We start from the raw sequence: 19,584 nt of genomic DNA on the forward strand, positions 1-19,584 counted from the left end.
TTCGCAACCGTTTCCGGCGCTACTTCGCAGCGACGACCGCGATCTCCACCAGCATGCGCGGATCGACCAGCTTCGCTTCGACGGTCGCGCGAGCGGGCGTATCCTTGCCGCCGGTCCAGGCCTTCCACGCCTCGTTGACGCCTTCGCGGTGGCGGATGTCGTTGAGCCAGAGGTTCGTCATCACGATTTTCGATTTGTCGGTCCCGCAGAGGGCCAGCAGGCGGTCGATTTCCTTCAGGACCTCCTCGGCTTGGCCTTTCGCGTCACGAGAGAGGTCAGACGGAATGATGCCCGACGTGAAAACAAAGCCGTTGGCCTCGACGACCTTGGAATAGATCTCTGAGGATTCGTGACGCGTGATGCTCATGGGAAAGTGTACTCCGTCCGGATATGACGGCACGCCCCTTAGCAAAGGATGGCGCGGGGCGCCAGTCTCATCCGCGGCGATCGGGAGGCTAGAACCACGGCTCCTGGTGCACGCGCTGGCCATCGACGACGAGGGCCTTGATGGCGACGTCGCCAGATCCGCCGACGGCGAGGACGGCCGAGATCTTCTTGTCGCGCACCTTCTCCTCGAGCTCGCGTCCGGTTCCCTCGGGCACGAAATAGCTTTCGATGCCATAGCGGACGGAGGCCTTCGGCTGCTCGCCTTCGGGCGGCATCGAGACGTAGGACACGATGCCCTTCATCACGACCTGCGCCGAGTCAGCGGGGTGCGCGTAGTCGGTCGACGCCCCCACAACCTCCCACTTCTCGGGCGTCGTCTCCTTGAGCGTGACGTAGACCTTGTCGCCCTGGTTGGTGCCCTTCGGCACGGTCACCTCGCCTTGCCCGAACGTGTAGCCGAGGATGACGTAGTCGCCGCGGAAGAGGTCGCGCGGATCGACCGGGATCACCTCGGTGACAATCTCACGCCCGTTGCTCAGGAGCGAAACACGCCCGTAGACGATGGTAGCCAGCGCGATGGTCTGCACGGCGGCCACGATGGCGACGGCGAGCCAGGACGTGGGGGATAGCTTGATCGTTTTAAACATTCTATGGCTCCGACATCACGACGTTGCAGCCTGGGGCTGGCCACGCGCATGCAGCTTGTAGGCGATCGCGGCAAGCGCCGACACGATCAGACCCGCGACAAGGAAGAAGAGCGCGTTGTTGAGCAGGCTGCCGATGGTTTTGACGTATATGGCGAGGATCTCGATCGAGAACCCGGCATACCCGATCCAGAGCGCGCCGCGGTTGCCGGCGTGGAAGCCCCAGAAAATCGCGGCGATGAGCAGCGCGAGCGCCAACACGGCCAACAACATGAAGATGTCCAGCGTGGGGTCCTCGAAGAACTGCAGGGCCCACAGGCCGGCGAGTGCAATCGCGAGGCCATAGTTGAACGACCCGGACCAAAGCGCCGGCAGCTCCGGCTTCAGACGCTCGCCGGCGATCGAGGCCGCCATGAGTCCGAGGCCGATCACCGCGACAAGACCGTGGGCATGGCCGTCATTCAGACGATAGCCGAGGCTGACGACGAAACCCATGAGGGCAAGGCCCGAGAGGTGAAGGCCCGGCCGCCAGCGCTGCCAGTAGAAGGCCGCCGAGACCACAGCCCACGGCAGAAGGAACGGCCAGAACACCCGGTCCAGACGCATCGCTTCAGAGATGCCCCAGTAGACCACAAGTATCATTGCGAAGGCGAGCGACGGGTTCGATCGCAAGCCGACGCCGGCAAGGAGCGCACCAGCGGCCCAAAGCAGCAAAGCATCGGCCGGGTTGCCGTCCATGTGGTACATCTGCGAGATCAGCATGATGGCGCCGCCGAAGATGCCGACACCGAGCAGGATCGCGGCGTTGGCAAATCCGCTCATGCCGCGCCGTGCGAGCACGCCGGCCAAGCCGTAGGAGGCCCAGAGGGCGGCAAACAACATGCCGATGCGCAGCAACCGCGGCATCACCTGCCAGTTGGCTGCAACAAAACTCATGACCGCAAAGCCGATCAGCACGGCGGCGAGAATGGCGAGGGCGTTGGCGAGCCCCAGGGTGCGCACCCCCTTCTCGAGATCGCGTCTGATGGCGGCTTCGCCTTCCGGCGTAATCCAACCCGCATCGCGCCAGCGCACGAGGTCGCCGTCGATGCGTTTGCGGTAGCTCCACATGGAATGGGGTTCCTAGGTTTCTCGAGGACTTCGATCGAACGACAGCCCGCTAGCACGGGTCCAACGCCATCCGCACAGACTGAACTGTCGTCCGTAACCTGATCGTCGGCTCATTTGTGTCGCGAGCGTGGCCGGACACGGCTTCGATGTCCGAAGATGCCGGCCGGGCTCCGCTGATGCGTCAAAATCAGGAAATGGCCGAGCCGGGCGCGCACTTAAGCGCGCCCGGAAATTGCTCCCAAGACATGAGCTTTCGATATCTCAGGCCATTCCCTCGAATGAGATCAGGGCGTAGGGGTCGGGGCCGGCGCAGGCGTTTCCGGCGCGGGGGCAGGTGCAGGTGTAGCTGACGGCTCAGCCGCGGGTGCTGCCGGCGCCGCCGCTTCGGGCGTGGCCGCAGTGTCCGGGGCTGGCGACAGTGCCGTGTAGGCAATTACCGCAAGGGCAATTGCCGCCGCAATCGCAACAACGACTTTCGTGTCCATGGTTGTTTCCTCCGTGCTCCTGAAAAAACACGATGACGGTTCTGTATCATGATTTCCACACCCCCACCAGAAACTGGGAACTTTTGCCCTAAGACAAAACGGTCGGAGCAACACGGCGTCGAATTGTCGGGAATTTGCGGATTGCAGGGGGATCCGCGCCGACGCCCTTCGTTTGGGCCTCGACGGCTTGCACGACGCAAGTCAGAATGCCTCTAAGTTACATCTCGCGTGCTGCATTGCAGCAATGCTTTCCGCGAACGGGTGCTCCATGGATCTCGATGCAACATTCCTGGCGCGCATCCAGTTCGCATTTACCGTTTCCTTTCACATCATCTTTCCGAGTTTCTCGATAGGGCTTGCCGCCTTCATCGCCACGCTTCTCGTGCGCTGGCGAATGACCGGGGCCGAGCATCTGCACCGGCTGGCCCGCTTCTGGACCAAAGTTTTCGCGGTCAGCTTCGCCATGGGCGTCGTCTCCGGCATCGTGCTGTCCTACGAGTTCGGCACCAACTGGAGCGGCTTCTCGCGTACGGTCGGCAATATCACCGGGCCCCTGCTCGGCTACGAGGTCCTGACGGCGTTCTTCCTCGAGGCGTCGTTCCTCGGCATCATGCTGTTCGGCTGGAACCGCGTATCGCCCAACCTGCACGTCACTTCGGCGGTGCTGGTTGCCGTCGGCACGTCCATCTCCGCGTTCTGGATCCTGGCGGCCAACAGCTGGATGCACACGCCGACGGGACATGCGATGGAGAACGGCGTGGCGGTGCCGGTGAGCTGGCTCGAGATCATCTTCAATCCAAGCTTCCCATACCGGTTCTCGCACATGTTCACGGCGGCGTTTCTCACGACGTCGATCGTCGTCGCCGCTGTCGGTGCGCGCTATCTCATCACGGACCGCTTCGTCGAAGAGGCGAAGACGATGCTGCGCATGGGCATCGGCATGGTGGCGCTACTGGCGCCGCTGCAGCTCGTGATCGGCGACGCGCACGGACTCAACACGGCCGAGCATCAGCCTGCCAAGGTGGCGGCGATGGAAGCGCACTGGGACGGCAGCAAGCCGGCGGATCTCATCCTCTTCGCTTGGCCGTCGGACAGCGAGGAGACGAACCACTTCGAGATCGCGATCCCGAACGTCGCGAGTCTCATCATCACGCATCAGTGGGACGGCCTGTTCAAAGGACTCAAGGACTTCGCTCCGCAGGACCGGCCGCCGGTGAAGCCCGTCTTCTTCGCTTTCCGCATCATGGTGGGGCTGGGCATGCTGATGATCGCGGGCGGTCTCATCGGCGCGTTCCTGTGGTGGCGAGGATCGCTATTCCAGACGCGATGGTATCTAACGGCACTTTCCTACTCGTGGCCTGCCGGATTCATCGCCATCCTGGCCGGCTGGTGGGTGACCGAGACCGGTCGCCAGCCGTGGCTCGTGCACGGCATCCTGAGAACTGCGGATGCCGCCTCGCCCGTGTCGGCGGGTGCCGTGCTGACGACGCTCGTGCTGTTCATTGCCGTCTACTCGGTCGTGTTCTCGATGGGCATCTACTACATCAACCGCCTGATCGAGAAAGGCCCCGTCGGAGCTTCGGTGAAGTCCTCGCAGGGCTTGCCTTCGCGTCCACTGTCGGCTGCCGAAGAGGCCGCTCACGAAGCCATCGAAGAGGGACGGTGAGCCTATGGATACCCTACCCTTCTGGCTGCCCCTGATCTGGATCGCCGTGCTTGGGGTGGCGGTTGCGCTCTACGTCGTGCTCGACGGTTTCGATCTCGGTATCGGCATCCTGTTTCCCTTCAGCCCGGAAGAAGCGCACCGGGATCAGATGATGAACTCCGTTGCACCGTTCTGGGATGGCAACGAGACCTGGCTGGTGATGGGCGGCGGTGGCCTTCTGGTGGCGTTCCCGCTCGCCTATTCGATCATCATGCCAGCGGTTTATCTTCCGGTGATCATCATGCTGCTGGCGCTGGTGTTTCGCGGCGTGGCGTTCGAATTTCGCTGGGTTGCCAAGCCCCATCACCAGCTCTGGGACATCGCTTTCGCGGGCGGCTCGATCGTGGCGGCGTTCATGCAGGGCGTGATCCTCGGTGCGCTGCTGCACGGTATCGAGGTCAACAACAACGCCTATGCCGGCGGCACGTTCGACTGGCTGACGCCGTTTTCATTGCTGACCGGCGCGGCGGTCGTAGCCGGTTATGCACTCCTCGGTGCAACGTGGCTGGTAATGAAGACCGACGGCGCCGTGCAGGCCAGGGCACGCGCCCAAGCGAAGCAACTGCTTCCCGTCGTGCTCGTCGCGCTCGGCATCGTCAGCCTTTGGACCCCGCTCGCCATTCCACGCATCCACGAGCGGTGGTTCACGCTGCCGAACTTTTTCTTTCTGGCGCCCGTGCCGGTGCTCACCGTCTATGCGGCGTGGTCGTGCTGGTCGGGGCTGAGGTCCAGGCACGATACCCGTCCCTTCATCTCCACGATCGCTGTTTTCCTGCTTGGTTTCCTTGGACTCGCGGTGTCGAATTTACCTTACATCGTGCCGCCGTCGCTCGATGTCTGGCAGGCCGCGGCGCATCCCTCTTCCCAGCTCTTCATGCTGATCGGAACTCTTGTGCTGCTGCCGATCATTCTCGCTTATACCGTATTCGTCTACTACACATTCCGCGGCAAGGTGCGGGCCGGCGAGGGCTACCACTGATCCTGCCGCGGAGCGAAACGATACGGTGTGACGATGTACTCGACGCTATCGCCGCGCGGATCGTGACGGCGCCGCAATGACAAGTCCATTTCCTACATCGGGCGAACGATTATCGCGGTACGCGCGGCTCAACATGCTGGCCGCGACAACCCTCCTCATGGCATCGGCCTATTTTGTCGCCGCGCTCTTCGGACTGGCGATGCTTGCCGATGCGGGCGGCGTCGCGGTCTTCTGGCCGGCTTCGGGCGTGGCCGTGGGCGCGCTTCTGGTCCTTGGGCGCACGAGCTTCATTCCTGTCGCCCTCGGCGTGGCGATGGCGACGATCGCCGCCAATCTCGTCGCCGGACGGCCATTGGCGGCCGCACCGCTGTTCGCCCTCGCCAACGTCGTCGAATGCCTTACGATCGGGTGGCTGGCGGATCGGCTGCTCGGATCCGGCATACGCTTCGATTCCCTCAGGCGCGTTCTCGGCGTCTTCCTTGCCGCGGTGGTGGGCACGCTCGCCGGAGGCGCGATCGGCGCCGGAGCCATGGCGCTTCTCGGCATCGCGGATCCGTTTTTGACCAATTGGCACCTCTGGTTCCGGTCCGACCTCATCGGGGTCGTGACGATGACGCCCCTGATCCTGGGCGCGCGTGCGCTCGGCAAACCTTGTCTAACGACGCGCGATCACGTCGAAGGACTCATTCTCGTCGGCGTGCTTTCTCTGACCGCACTCGTGGTTTATCCGGATGCCGTCGCACGCCTGGAATCCGCGCTGCATGCTCCCCTCGCACTGATCTTTCCCGCGCTGCTGCTGCTCGCCATCCGCCTTCCCTTGACCTATTCCCCGCTCGGAGCATCCGCCGTGGCCCTGATCATGGTGGCGTCGACCATCGCCGATCAACCTATAGCGGTCGGCACCATCGTACGGGCTCAAATCACAATCCTGGCGACCGTCGCGTGCTCGCTTTCGCTCAGTGCTCTCATCGCCGAGCGCCGGTCCAGCGAGATCCGTCAGAGACTTCTCATGCGTGAGCTCGATCATCGGGTGAAAAATGCGCTCACGCTGGTGATGACCCTGGTCGAACGCTCGCGCCAGGCCAGCGTCTCGGCCGACGACTTCTACACCGGGCTCCAAGGGCGGATCGGGTCGATGGCGCGCACGCATTCGATGCTGAGCCGCGAGCAATGGCAGAGCCTGGAGCTGCGTACGCTCGTGGCGAGCGAGCTGGCACCCTATCAGGACCGCCGGTCGAGCATCCTGCCGGCGCCGTACATCTCTCTCGGACCCAGTCTGGCCCAGTCGCTCAGCCTCGTCTTGCACGAGCTTACGGCCAACGCCGTGAAGTACGGTGCCCTTTCGGACCCGAGCGGACGTGTCACGGTCGGTTGGCGCATCGAAACGGGAGACCACAACGAGAAGGTGCTCGTGATCGAGTGGCACGAGAACGCCGCGTTGCCGATCAAAAGCATCGGCCCGGAAGGCTACGGGATCAGCATCATTCGCGACCTGTTGAAATACGAGGCGGGCGGCGCCGTGACATTGAGCTTCCCGCCGGAGGGAGCGCGATGCTCGATCCGGCTGCCGGTTTCATCCGAGATCACGGCAGGCTGACGCGCATCACCGCATTTAGACCGAACGAAAGCGATCGCGCTCAGACCTGCGCCGATTGATCGTCTTGCGCCGGTCCCGTGAAGCGGCTGATCAAGGACGCAATGCGCTCGTGATCGAGCGGCTTCATCATGCGGTCCAGTGCGGCGCGATCGGCATTGGACGGCAGCGCCTCGTAAGCCGTGATAATCGCGTAGGGTATGGCACGCGCGATGAGCTCGTCGACGAGCGGATCCGCAAAGCCGTCCCTGAGATTCATGTCCACAAGCGCGAGGGAGACCGGCTGCGTGTCGAGCGCATGCAAAGCCTCGCGCACCGTCGGTACCGGGCCAAGCGCACGCCCCCCCGCGCGCTCGACGGTTGCCTTGATGGACTGAGCGACATTCCACGAGTCCTCGACGATCAGCACGCCGACCTCGCGGCTGCTGTCCGAGACGCGCTCGCGGGCAAAAACGATCGACATCGGGACCCCCTCCCCATTGAACAATGTAGAGTTTCCCAAATTTATGCTCCGGATATTGGAGCAAGTCCATCAGGTTCCGCTGCAGAGATGATCCGATCCCGGCCCTTGACGCGGGGCCGCCAAGCCTATGAAAACTCGAAGCATGACAGCTCAAAAAACCATCCACATCGTCGGCGGCGGCTTGGCCGGATCGGAAGCCGCCTGGCAAATCGCAGAACAAGGCGTTCCGGTTGTGCTGCACGAGATGCGCCCGACCCGTATGACGGACGCCCACAAGACCGAGGGGCTCGCCGAACTCGTCTGCTCGAACTCCTTCCGCTCGGACGAGTGGGAGACCAACGCCGTCGGGCTTCTGCACGCAGAGATGCGGCGCATGGGCTCGCTGATCCTCGCTGCCGGCGACCTGCACAAGCTGCCGGCCGGCGGTGCGCTCGCCGTCGACCGGGACGGCTTCTCGGCCGAGGTGACACGGCGACTCGAGGCGCATCCTCTCGTCCGTATCGAACGGGGAGAGGTGGCGGGGCTGCCCCCTGAGGCGTGGGATAGCGTCATCGTGGCGACCGGACCGCTCACATCGCCGGCCTTGAGCGAAGCGGTGCGCGCGCTCACCGGCGAAGGGGAGCTCGCGTTCTTCGATGCGATTGCGCCGGTCGTGCATCTCGAGAGCATCGATCAGAGCATCGTGTGGCGGCAATCGCGCTACGACAAGGTCGGGCCCGCGGGGACCGGCGCGGACTATCTCAATTGCCCGATGTCGAGGGACGAGTACGACGCGTTCATCGATGCGATGCTCGCGGGCGAGAAGACGAGTTTCAAGGAGTGGGAAGCGTCCACGCCTTATTTCGACGGCTGCCTCCCGGTAGAAGTGATGGCCGAGCGGGGCCGCGATACCCTGCGCTTCGGGCCCATGAAGCCGGTGGGCCTCAGCGATCCCCGCACCGGGCGGCGCCCCTATGCGGTGGTGCAGCTACGCCAGGACAACGCGCACGGCACGCTCTGGAACATGGTCGGGTTCCAGACCAAGCTCAAACACGCGGAGCAGGTGCGCGTGTTCCGCATGATTCCCGGTCTCGGGGAAGCGGAGTTCGCACGGCTCGGCGGGCTGCATCGCAATACGTTTCTCAATTCACCGAAGCTGCTCGACGGCGCGCTGAGGCTCAAGGCCGAGCCGCGCCTGCGCTTCGCCGGACAAATCACCGGCGTCGAGGGCTATGTGGAGAGCGCCGCGATCGGACTTCTGGCCGGTCGCTTCGCCGCTGCCGAGCGGAACGGCCGGCATCTCAATTCTCCGCCGCCGACCACTGCACTCGGAGCCTTGCTTGCCCATATTACGGGTGGGCATCTCTTGGATTCGGGCTCAGGCTCGTTCCAGCCCATGAACATCAACTACGGTCTGCTGCCGCCGCTCGAAGCGGCACCGGTCGCGGACGCCGGCGGCAAGCGGCTCAAAGGCAAAGAGCGCGGGACCGAAAAGAAGCGCATTATGTCGCGGCGCGCGCTCGCCGATCTCGACGCATGGCTCGCGGAACGGGAGCCGGCGCAGGCTTAGGCATAGGGCAAGCGCAAGGAGGCGAACGCTGGGCGACGCCGAGCAGACGATCGTGAAAGCGGTGCCCCGCATCGGTGCCATTGCGGCCGAAGCGTGGGACGCCTGCGCCAATCCCGATGCGACAACGCACAATCCCTTCCTCGCTCATGCCTTCCTGGACGCGTTGGAAAAGTCCGGTACGGTCGGGCCGGAAACGGGATGGCTGCCGCATCATCTGGTGCTCGAAGGGCCTGGCGGCGCGGTCGCCGGCGTGATGCCGCTCTATGCCAAGACGCACAGCCAGGGCGAGTACGTGTTCGACCATTCGTGGGCGGAAGCGCTGCACCGCATCGGCGGCTCCTATTATCCGAAGCTGCAAGGCGCAGTGCCGTTCACGCCGGTGCCCGGTCGGCGGTTTCTGGCACGCCCCGGTCCGATGCAGGGGGAAACGGAGAGGCTGCTTGCGCACGCCGCCGTCGCGCTCTCCGAGCGGATCGGTGCCTCTTCGGTGCATGTGACGTTCCTCACGGAAGGCGAGTGGACCCGCCTCGGCTCGGAGGGTTTCCTCAAGCGCACCGGCCAGCAGTTCCATTGGCGCAACGCGGGCTATGAAACCTTCGACGATTTCCTGGCGACGCTCGCGTCGCGCAAGCGCAAGGCGATCCGCAAGGAGCGCGAAGAGGCGCAGGCGGCGGTCGAGATCTTCACCGTAACGGGGCGTGAGATCACGGAAGCGCACTGGGACGCGTTCTTCGCCTTCTACTTGGATACCGGATCGCGCAAATGGGGGCGACCGTATCTCAACCGTTCGTTCTTCTCGCTGCTCGGTGCCACGCTCGCGGACCGTTGCCTGCTCGTCTTCGCCCGGCGCGCGGGCAAGCTCGTCGCGGGCGCGCTCAATCTCATCGGAGGCGACTGTCTTTACGGTCGGTATTGGGGTGCAGTCGAGCATCACCCGTTTCTGCATTTCGAACTCTGCTACTATCAGGCCATCGACTACGCCATTGCGCATAAGCTCGCGCGTGCGGAGGCCGGTGCCCAGGGAGAGCACAAGCTCGCGCGCGGATATCTTCCCGAAGCGACATACTCCCTGCACTGGATCCAGGATCCGCGGCTCGAAGCGGCGGTGGCGCGCTTTCTGGCCGAGGAGCGTAGCGAGGTTGCCGAGGTCAATGCGCTGCTGCGCGAGCATGGGCCGTTCCGGAAGGATGGCAATCAGCCGTAGGAACGGCAATCGAAACGCGTGGCGACATGCTGGGGCTTGCGGACAGGCGGGAGCGATGCTTTTAGAGGGCGTCAACCGCAGCCGGGGGCATGCACGATGGCCTATGATGAGACTAACGTCTTCGCCAAGATCCTGCGGGGAGAGATTCCCGCGCAAAAGGTGTTCGAGGACGACGACGTGATCGTGTTCATGGACGCCATGCCTCAGACGCCGGGGCATACGCTCGTGGTGCCGAAGGCGCCCTCACGCAATCTTCTCGATGCCGATCCGGCCGTGCTCGCCAAAATTCTGCCCGTGGTGCAGAAGGTCGCGAAGGCTGTGCAGCGGGCCTTCGCCGCCGACGGCATCAGTATCTTCCAGTACAACGAGGCGTCCGGCGGACAGAGCGTCTTTCACCTTCACTTCCACGTGGTGCCGCGGCACGAGGGTGTTCCGCTCGCTCGGCACGCCGGCAAGTTCGAGGATGCGGGCGTGCTCGCAGCCAATGCCGAGAAAATCCGCAAGGCGCTCGCGGCCTGAGGACCTGGGCCAAGAGGGGCGATCCCTCACGCGCTCAGCGGACGGGGGAAAGCTTGTCGCGCACGGGAAGCGTCATGCGCGCGGGTTGTGCGGCGCGGCGCTTCAGCAGTTCCGAACCCCGGCCGGCATTTTCGCCGTAGCATCCGGCGATGCAGGCGACGCTGGCCGTTGATACGGCCGATCCGGCGCCGTCGTTCGACGTCGGGATCATGCTGCCTTCGGTGGTTTCGGTCATCTCGACGTGGCGACGGACGGAGACCACTTGTGCGCTGCTGCGGTCCGGGCATCCGGCCTCGCAGACGACAATGTCCATGCCGGGATAAGCTGCCGCCAGCGGATGGGGCTCGAGCCAAGCGGCCTTCTCGGCCTTCAAGATGCCCTTGGCGCGGCGCGTGTAATAATCGTCTTGAGATGGCGCGGCGTTGCCTGCAGCCCCGGCCGTGGCGTTCGCCGGCTCGGCAGCGTGCGCTGCGGGCCTCTCGATCGAAACAAGGATCGCTACAGCCGTTACGCCTGCAACAAGCAGCGATCCTGGAACTCCAACGCCACGCATCCTACGCTCCCACACTGCAACTGCTTCGGGAGCCTCAACAGTCGCAAAGGGGGGTTAACGAATCCCTGCCGGCTGCAAACGAAGGCGCCGACCGGTCAAAGGTCAAGGCAGCGCGGCCGGGTAGCGCCAATAGGCGCCGCGATCGGTGGTGACCTCCTCGAGAGCCGGCGTGCGCAGCTTGGGCGGACGCGTACCGGTGGCGATCAGGGCGGCGATATCCTGCAGGAGCGCATTGTTCTCGGCGTAGCCCGAATGGTTGAGCCCCAAACTGTCCATGCTGGATGCCGAGACATCGATGGTGTCGATGCCGGGCAGCACGAGCGGACCGGTCGCCGGTACGTCGCCGGCGCGGGGAACGCCGCCGTAGAAATTGCGCGAGACGGTAAGGGCGCGATCGTTGCCGGCCGCATAGAGCGTCACGCCGGAGGCGAGCCCTTGAATCTCGTTGGCGATGTTCTCGAAATTGTCGCGGTCGACATCCGGTGCGGCGAGGATGATCTGGCTGATCTGGACACCGTCGGGCTTGGCGCGGCGCAGGTCCCGCAAGACCTGCAGGGTGGGCTGGTTGCCCATGCTGTGTGCGATCACGCTCACCGACTTGGCTCCGGTCTTGTTGATCACCAGCTGCATGAACTGCTTGAGATAGGGCTCCGCCTGCCCCGAGCTTTCACGATCGTACGTATAGCTCGCGAGCCCGCCGCCCGAGGGCCAACTGTAGGCGAAGGCCGCTCCGTCGAACTTCAAATCGTAGGAGATCTGCGCCGTTCGGTACACGGCGTAGTCGAAGCTCGTGTTGTAGCCGTGCACGAAGATAAAGGCGTGGTCCTTATAGCGGGCGGAATCGGCGAGACGCGTGCGGACCAAGGCCAGGAACTCGTCCTCGCTCAGGGACTTGATCTCGTCCATGGTGAAGTGGCGATTGGGATCCTCGGCCTCTTCGTAAAGCGTGACGTTGAAGACGCGGATGGCCCAGGGCCGCTCGATCGAGGGCACTTTGTGGATCCTGGGCACGGTCACGAGCGCGCGCCCCAGCTCGAGACGCCGGCCACGATCGCTGCCGTAATCCAGGCGCTTCTCATTGGGCTTCTGCGCGCGATCCGTGCCGTAGAAGACGGGCACGACATCCCACTCCCCTTTCGCGGAGGCCGCATCGGTCGAAGGCGGAGGCGGAGCGGGTTCGGGCGGCGGTGCACCGCTGCCGACCGGCTCGGGCGCCGAAGCAGCGGGAGGCTCTCCCGCAGCTGCGGGCGGCCTGGCAGACTTCATGCGCGGGCGAGGCGCGGTGTCCTCGCTATCGATCCCTCGGCCCACGGGAGCCTCTGCTTCCGTTTCCTCAGGAGCGGCGGCGCCAGGCTCGACATCATCGAGCGGAGGAGCTTCGGCCGCGGGGGCGGGTGCCGTGGTGGTGTCCGGAGGGGGCGGCGAACCGACTTTCGGCGCCTCCCCACACGACGCCAAAACAAAGGCTGCAAGCCCCAGAACCACACCACGGAAACTGTGCAAAGCCGCCTCCCCCAGATCCGCTTTACATTCCACTCTGCGCCATTGAAGGCGTGCCGTCGCGATCCCACCTCTTGTGCGACGGTGCGAATGCGGCCGGAGCCTAGTTCCGATCTCGGCTCAGATCAACGAGATCGCACCCAACGTTATCAGGCTTCTGTTTTTTTTAAGCGAAGCGCGTGCGAATTGTTCGAACGGAAACGCCCCGGCAGGCGTATGATGCGAAGGCCGGTTCGGACCCGGATCCTGTTCCCGGGTGCGGAACCAGGATGTCCGCGTCCTACTTTCTTTCGGCATAGCACGCAGCACCCGAGTCCCATGCGGCGGCGAGATACCATTCTTCTGACGGGCTTCGGTCCCTTCCCTGGCGTCACCGACAACGCCAGCGAGCGCTTCGTGTCCAAGCTCGGGCATCTCGCAGCACGGCGTTTCAGCGCGCACCGGGTGGTGGCGCGCATCCTGCCAACCGAGTGGGAACGTGCTCCGAGCCGGCTCGAGGATCTTTACGAACGAGAGCGGCCGAAGCTCGTGCTGCACTTTGGAGTTTCGCCGCAAGCCACCGCGTACGTGATCGAGACGATGGCGCATAACATGCGCCGATCGGCGGCAGATGCAGCGGGGGCGTTGCCGCGCGACAGCGCTGTCCTGCGCGGCGGGCCGGACGTGCTCTCCGCCCGCCTCCCGGCCGACGACATCAAGACGCGTCTCAATGCGCTCCGCGTGCCGGCCGTGACCTCGGCGGACGCCGGCAGCTACCTGTGCAATGCCATTCTCTACCGGTCGCTGATCTTTGCCGAGCAGATCGCCGAGCCGGAGGCCGTCGGATTTTTCCATATCCCGCAGCAGATCCCGCCGGCGACGCTCAAATCCCGCGCCAATCCCAACGAACTGCGCTTCGACTGGGGTACGGCGCTGATCGGCGGGCTCGAGATCATCCGCACGTGCCTGGGCCGGCCACCGCCGTCGCTCAGAAGGGTCAAGGACCGTTAACCCGGCGCGGGCAGGATGGCGGCCGGAGGCTCACATGCATCTCGACCGTCGTGCCCTTCTTTCCACGGGTGCCATCTCCGCCGGGCTTGCCGTCACGGCCGGCGCAGCCGCAGGCCCGCGCTCCGACGCGACGGGCGTTGCCGTGCCGTCGGGACTCACGATCTCGCCGGACGGTCGTGCCGATCATACGGCGGCGCTGCAGGCCGCCATCGACGAAGCGGCCGCGCGAGGCGTGGCTGTGGTTCTTGCGCCGGGCGTGTTTCGTGCGGGCTCGCTCCAACTCAGGGCCCACTCGCGCCTGATCGGGGCTTCGCGCCAGAGCGTGCTCACCTTCAACGGCGGGGCAACATTTCTCACTGCGCGGGAGGTTCCGGGCGTCCGGATCGAAAGTCTCACCCTCGACGGCAATGGCCTCGCTCTCGACGCCCGTCATGGCACAGGCCTGATCGCGCTCGACGGCTGCGAGGGTCTCGCGCTGGTCGACCTCGAGATCCGGCGCGGCCTGCTCAACGGCGTCACGCTCGACCGCTCGTCCGGCCGGGTGACCGATTGCACGATCCGCGACATGTCGGAAGCGGCGCTTCTGAGCCGTGACGCAACGGGGCTGACGGTCGCCCACAACTCGGTCGCAGACTGTGCCAACAACGGCATCCTGATCTGGCGCAGCGCGCCCGGCGAGGATGGCAGCATCGTCACCGCCAACCGCATCCAGCGGATCGGCGCCCGTTCCGGGGGCAGCGGCCAGAACGGCAACGGCATCAACGTGTTTCGGGCCGGCGGCGTCGTCGTCTCCGGCAACCACGTGTCGGAATGCGTCTATTCCGCCGTGCGCGGCAACTCGGCCAGCAATATCCAGATGATCGGCAATACGTGCCGGAGCATCGGCGAGGTGGCGCTCTATGCGGAGTTCGCCTTTGAGGGCGCGCTGATCGCCAACAATCTCGTCGACGGCGCGGCCAGCGGCATCGCGGTCACCAACTTCAACGAGGGGGGCCGGCTCGCGATCGTGCAGGGCAACCTGGTTCGCAATCTCTTCCGGCGCGAGGCTGAGCCCGTCGACAAGCGGGGCGTCGGCATTTCCGTCGAAGCGGACGCTGCCGTTACAGGGAATGTCGTCGAAAGCGCGCCGACAGCCGGCATCATGGCGGGCTGGGGTCCCTATCTCAGGGACGTGGCGATCACGAGCAACCTCATCCGCTCCGCGGGCGTGGGGATCCTCGTCTCGGCCGATCCAGGGGCCGGTGCCACGCTCATCAGCCAGAACATGATCTCGGGCGCACGCGACGGGGCGATCCGCGCCGGAGATCACGGCGTGCCGCAGGGGCCGGACCTTGCCTCGGCCGACGCGCGCGCAGCCGGCCGCCATGTGGTGAGCGGCAACCTCGCAGTGTGACGACGCGCGCTTACTGCTTCGGCGGCGTGGCGCGGATCAGCTTCAGAAGCTCGCTGTCCTTGGCGATCTGCGTGGTGTCGCGGCACTCCTCCTGCGCCTCGACCGAGCATTCGACCGTGACCGTATAAGGCACGCCGAATTTGTTGATCGTGTACTCAGCGAGATAGCCTTCCTCGCCGCCAGAGGCACGATCGTCGAACACCGAAACGGTGGGGCCAGCCTGGGCTGCGGCGCCCGGGCTCTTGTTCTCATAGACAGGGTAGCTGTCCGGAAAGACGTGCTGCACCCGGAGATCGCCTGAGACCGAGACCGTCACATCGCCAAAGCGCTCGACAATCTGGTACCAGACGGGGTTCGCCTCATCCATGACGACATCGCGCTCGGTCGCCGGGCGCGGTCCCAAGCGGAAGGTGTTTTCCACAACCCCCGGCGTGCTGTCGAATGCCAGCACGGGCAGCTTCAGCTTGGAGAGCTGATCGTCGGCGCTTGGTCCGAGCGAGCGGGGCGGCGTGGCCGTGGAGACAAAATTCTTGATCTCAGGGTCCGTCCACTGAACCTCGATAAGCTTATCTGCGGCCCGCGCGCCGAGGGCGGCGAGCATCGAGACGCTGGCGAGTGCCGCGACGGCAAAAGGAGCAGCTCGGGCCGGCAAGACGTTACGCGACATGGGACACATCCTTGTTTTCCAAGCCAATCTTCGCATGAGCAGCTGTCAGAACTTTGACGAGATCCGCCGCCGCAACGCCCCGGCTTTTGCCGCGGCGACTTTACCCGGCGCTGCCGTTTGCGATCAAGCCCGCGCGCGACAAGCGTCTCTTGCGCGCAACGCACCTCCGTACAAGCGCGCCGGGAGCACCGCCCGGGTTGAACGGCCAAGCTCGAAATAGTATTCCGCTTCAGTGCCTGCTCCCGTGGGGGGAGGATCACGACCGTACCGGTCACGTGCAGCCGTCACAATCTAGAGCGGCTCATCCGGTAGACCCGTGATCAGACGTGTTGCGTGGAGACCCGCATGGCAACGGATACTGGGACGCCGCCACAATCGCCGGCCCACGATGTGTTTGCCGCCTCCACGGCCGAGCCGCCACGGAAAAAGGGCAGCAAAGCCTGGCGCATCTTCCGCCTCGTCCTGATCGGCTCGATTGCTTCGATCGCGCTCCTGATCGCGTTTCCACCGACCGGCATCATCAAGGACCAGCTTGCCAAGGGCATCGGCGCGGCCATCGGACGGACGGTCACGATCGGCGATATGCGTTTGAAGCTGCGGCCGAAGCTTGAGGCCGAGTTCGATCAGGTGGCGGTCTCGAACCCGCCCGGCATGGCGGTGCGCGACGTGTTCCGCGCCGAGACCATCAAGACCAACGTCGATCTCCTGCCGCTGCTCAAGGGCCGCGTGCGCATGAACCGGCTCGACCTCATCAAGCCCGTATTCGCGCTCGAAGAGGACGCGGCTGGAACGCGCAACTGGGTGTTCGAAACGGCGGCGGCCGCCCCCGCGCCATCCGAAACCGCGCCCGCCGATCCGGCAAACCCGGCCGCAGCTCCCACCGAAACGGCACCGGCGCCGGATTCCTCCGAGGCGATCGCGCCGGCCGTCTTCAGCTACCCTCCGGATTCGACGATCGTCGACGGCACGCTCACCTTCCAGAGTGCGAAGAGCGGCGCGCTCAGGACAGCCACCGCCATCAATTCCGTGCAGGTGCTCGATGCGGTGGCCGGTACTCTGGGCTCGAAAGGCCATCTCTCCGCCGGCGGCGAGACGGTGACCTTCGATGCCACGCTCGGCGACTACGATGCGGTGATTGCCGGCTCCACCTCCAGTCTCAAGGCCAACATCGACTCGCGTCCGCTGCGGGCGTCATTGGATGGCGATGCGCTGTTCTCGGCCGCGGCGGAATTCAACGGCGGCCTTACGGCATCGTCGCCGTCGCTGATCGAGCTTGCACGCTGGTTCGGCTCCGACATCACCGCCTCCGGCGATCCTTTGCGCGGCTCTCTCGAAGGAAAGATCCAGGCCACGACGCGCGCCGTGACCTTTACGGAAACGGACGTGATGGTGGATACGACGAGCGGACGCTTCGACGGGTCGCTCGATCTCGGCGGCGTACGGCCGAAGCTTTCCGGGGCGGTTTCGAGCGAGCACATCGATCTCGGGCATGCGACGGCTGCGAAATCGCGCAGCTCGCTCGCACCCGAACCGCTGACCACATTCGAGCCGGCAATCCAGCCAAGCTGGGACCAGCTTCTCCGGGATCTCGAAACGCTCGAGAAAGGTCCGCAGGCTGCAGCCGCCGAGGCCGAGCCTGCCGCCGCGGCGGTCGCCGCACCGGGATGGAGCGAGCAGCCGTTCAACCTCAAAGCGCTACAGGCTTTCGACCTCGATCTTCTCATCAATGCGGCGACGATCACCTATGGCGCGCTCGACCTCAAACAGGGCCGCATGAAAGCCGGCGTCACCGAAGGCGTGCTCGATGCCAAGCTCGAAGAGCTGGCCGTCGGCGCGGGCAAGGCGGTCGGCACGGTCAACATCGATAGCCGCGCTTCTCCGCCGCGGGCCGCGGTTCAGCTCAATCTCACCGACGTCGCCGCGGAGCCCATCGTCACCGAGCTCACGGGAAAGCCGCTGCTCTCGGGGACGTCGAACGTCGAAATCACGGCGAACGCGGCAGGTCAGAACCAGAGCCAGCTCACCTCGACGCTCGACGGCAAGGCGCGCTTCCGCATGGGGCAGGGCGCGCTGCGCGGGTTCGACGTGCGCCGGATGATCTTCGAATGGTGGAAGAGCTGGTCTTTCGATCTCTCCTCCCGAACCGGCTTCACCCGGCTCGAAGCCCAGTACGACATCAAGAAGGGCATCATGAAGAGCGAGCCGGGCCTCGAGATGGGTGGCTCGGAGGTGGAGATCAATTCGGCGGGAACGGTCAACGTGCCGAAGAAGAAGCTCAATCAAGAGATCCGCATCAAAGCCATCCCGCCGCCGACGGCTTTTCCCATCCCGGTCAAGATTTCGGGTGACTGGGCGAAGCCTACGATCGGCATCGATTGGGGCGGACTTTTCTCGGCGGGTCCGGGCGTTGGCGGACCGCAGGCTTTGGCGCAGTCGCCGGAGCCGCCACCTTTGAACGTGCAAACGGCGATCCGACGTGTGCTGGCGGCAGATCTGCCAGACGACCGTCTTTCGCCGGAAGCGCGCACGATGTTGAAGTCATTGTTGCCTTCCGAGCCTACCCCCTAGGTTGTGCTCGTGAAGCTCGTCATGGGTTTCGTTGCCAGGATGTACCGCATTGGGCATTATCCCGGCGGGGATCCATCGTCACAGTAAAGTTGCGATGAATACGGGGGATGTCGCGTGAGGAAAGCTGTTCAACTTGCGTTGTGCGCCGTTCTCGCAGCCGGTGGCGTGCTTCTCGCACTTCCCTCTCAACTGCCCGCTCAAGACCACACACGTGCAACAACCGCTTCGTCGCTCTTCGGACGCGATCTCGCGACCTACGCGCTCGTACAAAGCATCGCTGGTCCTGGCGCGGGTCTGGGAAGCGCACGCCGCGACACTCCGCGTGATGGCTCCTGCTTCAGCCGCGATGCCAACGGCAGCCTCGTGCAACTCGCGCGCTGCAGCCTGCTTCCGCCGGACGGCGCTCCGCCCCCATCTCCCACTCCGACTCCCGAGACACCGACCACCGGCGAAGGTCCCGTCACTCCGACGCCGCCAGTCACGGGCGGCGGCACGACGGATCCGGCCAAGGCCGGGTTCGCCTACTATCCGCCGGGCAATCTCTACGAGCGCGATTCCGGCCGCGGACGCGCCGACCGGTTTGTCTACATGCCGAACATGGTCTTTCCGCTGAAGCTCGGAGACGGCCTCTTCCCGCACATGAACTCGCAGATCTGGGGTTACGGCGGCGGGGGTTGGAACGGAAAGGGTGCCGCCGGCGGCAGCGAGAACGATCCGCGCAACTTCGATCCCATGAAGCAACGCGACAACTATTGTGAGGTCAGAGGCTGGGACATGCCGCTCTGCCCGGGCGGCGCGGGCCATCAGGGGCAGGACATCCGCCCGCCGTCCTGGAAGGACAACTATTGGGAAGCTGTTGCGGCCGAGGACGGCACGATCGTCAGCGTGACCTCGAACACCACCGTGCAGCTCAAGACCGACAACGGCACGGACTACTACTACCTTCACATGCACCCGAAATCGATCACCGTGAAGACGGGTTCCAAGGTCAAACAGGGGCAGGTGCTCGGCAAGGTCTCGCGCTACATGGGCGGCAAGATCGGCACGAGCCTGCATCTCCACCTGCAGGTGCGCCAGCGCATCCAAGTCGGCGCCAAGACGCTGCAGGTCTACGTGCCGACGTTCCCGTCGCTGATCGTCGCTCTGCGCAAGGCCAAGGGGCTCGATCCCGGGATCGGGCCGGACGGCACCCTCATTGCCGAAGCCGGAATGGAGATCGGTGCGCCGCCGGCGCCGCAACCGACGCCGACGCCGGTTCCATCGCCGACCCCTAC

General features: G+C 64.8%; 17 protein-coding genes. 10 read left to right on the plus strand and 7 right to left on the minus strand.

All coding sequences use genetic code 11. The features are described from left to right. Positions 1-19 precede the first annotated feature (19 nt). The 3 genes from QZV93_RS09895 to QZV93_RS09905 form a co-directional block, all read right to left on the minus strand. The gene (locus QZV93_RS09895) at positions 20-367 is read right to left on the minus strand and encodes a RidA family protein (protein ID WP_295558017.1); all 348 of its coding nucleotides are present in this window, start codon (positions 365-367) and stop codon (positions 20-22) included. Positions 368-455: 88 nt separating this feature from the next. Next, entirely contained in the window at positions 456-1,034 is a 579-nt protein-coding gene (locus tag QZV93_RS09900) for a GDYXXLXY domain-containing protein (RefSeq protein ID WP_295558019.1), read from the minus strand. A 15-nt stretch (positions 1,035-1,049) separates the two neighbouring features. Further along, complete coding sequence (locus QZV93_RS09905; protein WP_295558021.1) at positions 1,050-2,141, minus strand: DUF2157 domain-containing protein; 1,092 nt, start codon at positions 2,139-2,141, stop codon at positions 1,050-1,052. Between the two features lie 753 nt (positions 2,142-2,894). Here QZV93_RS09905 and QZV93_RS09910 point away from each other — a divergent pair. From QZV93_RS09910 to QZV93_RS09920, 3 genes are all read left to right on the plus strand, one after another. Next, the gene (locus tag QZV93_RS09910) at positions 2,895-4,292 is read left to right on the plus strand and encodes a cytochrome ubiquinol oxidase subunit I (RefSeq protein ID WP_295558023.1); all 1,398 of its coding nucleotides are present in this window, start codon (positions 2,895-2,897) and stop codon (positions 4,290-4,292) included. A gap of 4 nt (positions 4,293-4,296) precedes the next feature. Continuing rightward, entirely contained in the window at positions 4,297-5,310 is a 1,014-nt protein-coding gene (gene cydB / locus QZV93_RS09915) for a cytochrome d ubiquinol oxidase subunit II (protein ID WP_295558025.1), read from the plus strand. 133 nt (positions 5,311-5,443) lie between these two features. After that, complete coding sequence (locus tag QZV93_RS09920; protein WP_295558026.1) at positions 5,444-6,907, plus strand: HWE histidine kinase domain-containing protein; 1,464 nt, start codon at positions 5,444-5,446, stop codon at positions 6,905-6,907. A 40-nt stretch (positions 6,908-6,947) separates the two neighbouring features. Here QZV93_RS09920 and QZV93_RS09925 read toward each other — a convergent pair whose 3' ends face one another. Continuing rightward, entirely contained in the window at positions 6,948-7,367 is a 420-nt protein-coding gene (locus QZV93_RS09925) for a hypothetical protein (RefSeq protein ID WP_295558027.1), read from the minus strand. A gap of 142 nt (positions 7,368-7,509) precedes the next feature. Here QZV93_RS09925 and trmFO point away from each other — a divergent pair, with 142 nt between their 5' ends. The 3 genes from trmFO to QZV93_RS09940 all read left to right on the plus strand — a co-directional run bounded on the left by trmFO (position 7,510) and on the right by QZV93_RS09940 (position 10,639). Then, on the plus strand, positions 7,510-8,916 hold the full coding sequence (trmFO, locus tag QZV93_RS09930; protein WP_295558029.1) for a methylenetetrahydrofolate--tRNA-(uracil(54)-C(5))-methyltransferase (FADH(2)-oxidizing) TrmFO: 1,407 nt from the start codon (positions 7,510-7,512) through the stop codon (positions 8,914-8,916). Positions 8,917-8,968: 52 nt separating this feature from the next. Then, positions 8,969-10,120, plus strand: coding sequence for a GNAT family N-acetyltransferase (locus tag QZV93_RS09935; protein WP_295558030.1), 1,152 nt, complete (start codon positions 8,969-8,971; stop codon positions 10,118-10,120). Between the two features lie 96 nt (positions 10,121-10,216). Beyond that, entirely contained in the window at positions 10,217-10,639 is a 423-nt protein-coding gene (locus QZV93_RS09940) for an HIT family protein (protein ID WP_295558031.1), read from the plus strand. Between the two features lie 34 nt (positions 10,640-10,673). Here the strand turns inward: QZV93_RS09940 and QZV93_RS09945 are convergent, their stop codons facing one another. Both QZV93_RS09945 and QZV93_RS09950 read right to left on the minus strand, forming a co-directional pair. Continuing rightward, on the minus strand, positions 10,674-11,192 hold the full coding sequence (locus QZV93_RS09945) for a hypothetical protein (protein ID WP_295558033.1): 519 nt from the start codon (positions 11,190-11,192) through the stop codon (positions 10,674-10,676). Between the two features lie 102 nt (positions 11,193-11,294). After that, positions 11,295-12,503: an alpha/beta hydrolase gene (locus QZV93_RS09950; protein ID WP_295558034.1), complete on the minus strand. Its 1,209-nt coding sequence runs from the start codon at positions 12,501-12,503 to the stop codon at positions 11,295-11,297. 507 nt (positions 12,504-13,010) lie between these two features. Here QZV93_RS09950 and QZV93_RS09955 point away from each other — a divergent pair. Further along, positions 13,011-13,682 carry a pyroglutamyl-peptidase I gene (locus tag QZV93_RS09955; protein WP_295558036.1) on the plus strand — a complete coding sequence of 224 codons (672 nt, stop codon included), beginning with the start codon at positions 13,011-13,013 and terminating at the stop codon, positions 13,680-13,682. A gap of 34 nt (positions 13,683-13,716) precedes the next feature. Further along, the gene (locus tag QZV93_RS09960) at positions 13,717-15,075 is read left to right on the plus strand and encodes a TIGR03808 family TAT-translocated repetitive protein (protein WP_295558038.1); all 1,359 of its coding nucleotides are present in this window, start codon (positions 13,717-13,719) and stop codon (positions 15,073-15,075) included. 10 nt (positions 15,076-15,085) lie between these two features. Here QZV93_RS09960 and QZV93_RS09965 read toward each other — a convergent pair whose 3' ends face one another. Beyond that, positions 15,086-15,742: a hypothetical protein gene (locus tag QZV93_RS09965; RefSeq protein ID WP_295558039.1), complete on the minus strand. Its 657-nt coding sequence runs from the start codon at positions 15,740-15,742 to the stop codon at positions 15,086-15,088. Between the two features lie 345 nt (positions 15,743-16,087). On the opposite strand from QZV93_RS09965, the gene QZV93_RS09970 reads away from it, so the two are divergent. Next, on the plus strand, positions 16,088-18,310 hold the full coding sequence (locus tag QZV93_RS09970; RefSeq protein WP_295558041.1) for an AsmA family protein: 2,223 nt from the start codon (positions 16,088-16,090) through the stop codon (positions 18,308-18,310). 114 nt (positions 18,311-18,424) lie between these two features. Beyond that, the coding region (locus tag QZV93_RS09975; protein WP_295558042.1) for a M23 family metallopeptidase at positions 18,425-19,584 on the plus strand (1,160 nt) is incomplete at its 3' end.

It is taken from the genome of uncultured Hyphomicrobium sp. (assembly GCF_902826555.1).
Lineage (GTDB): Bacteria > Pseudomonadota > Alphaproteobacteria > Rhizobiales > Hyphomicrobiaceae > Hyphomicrobium_C.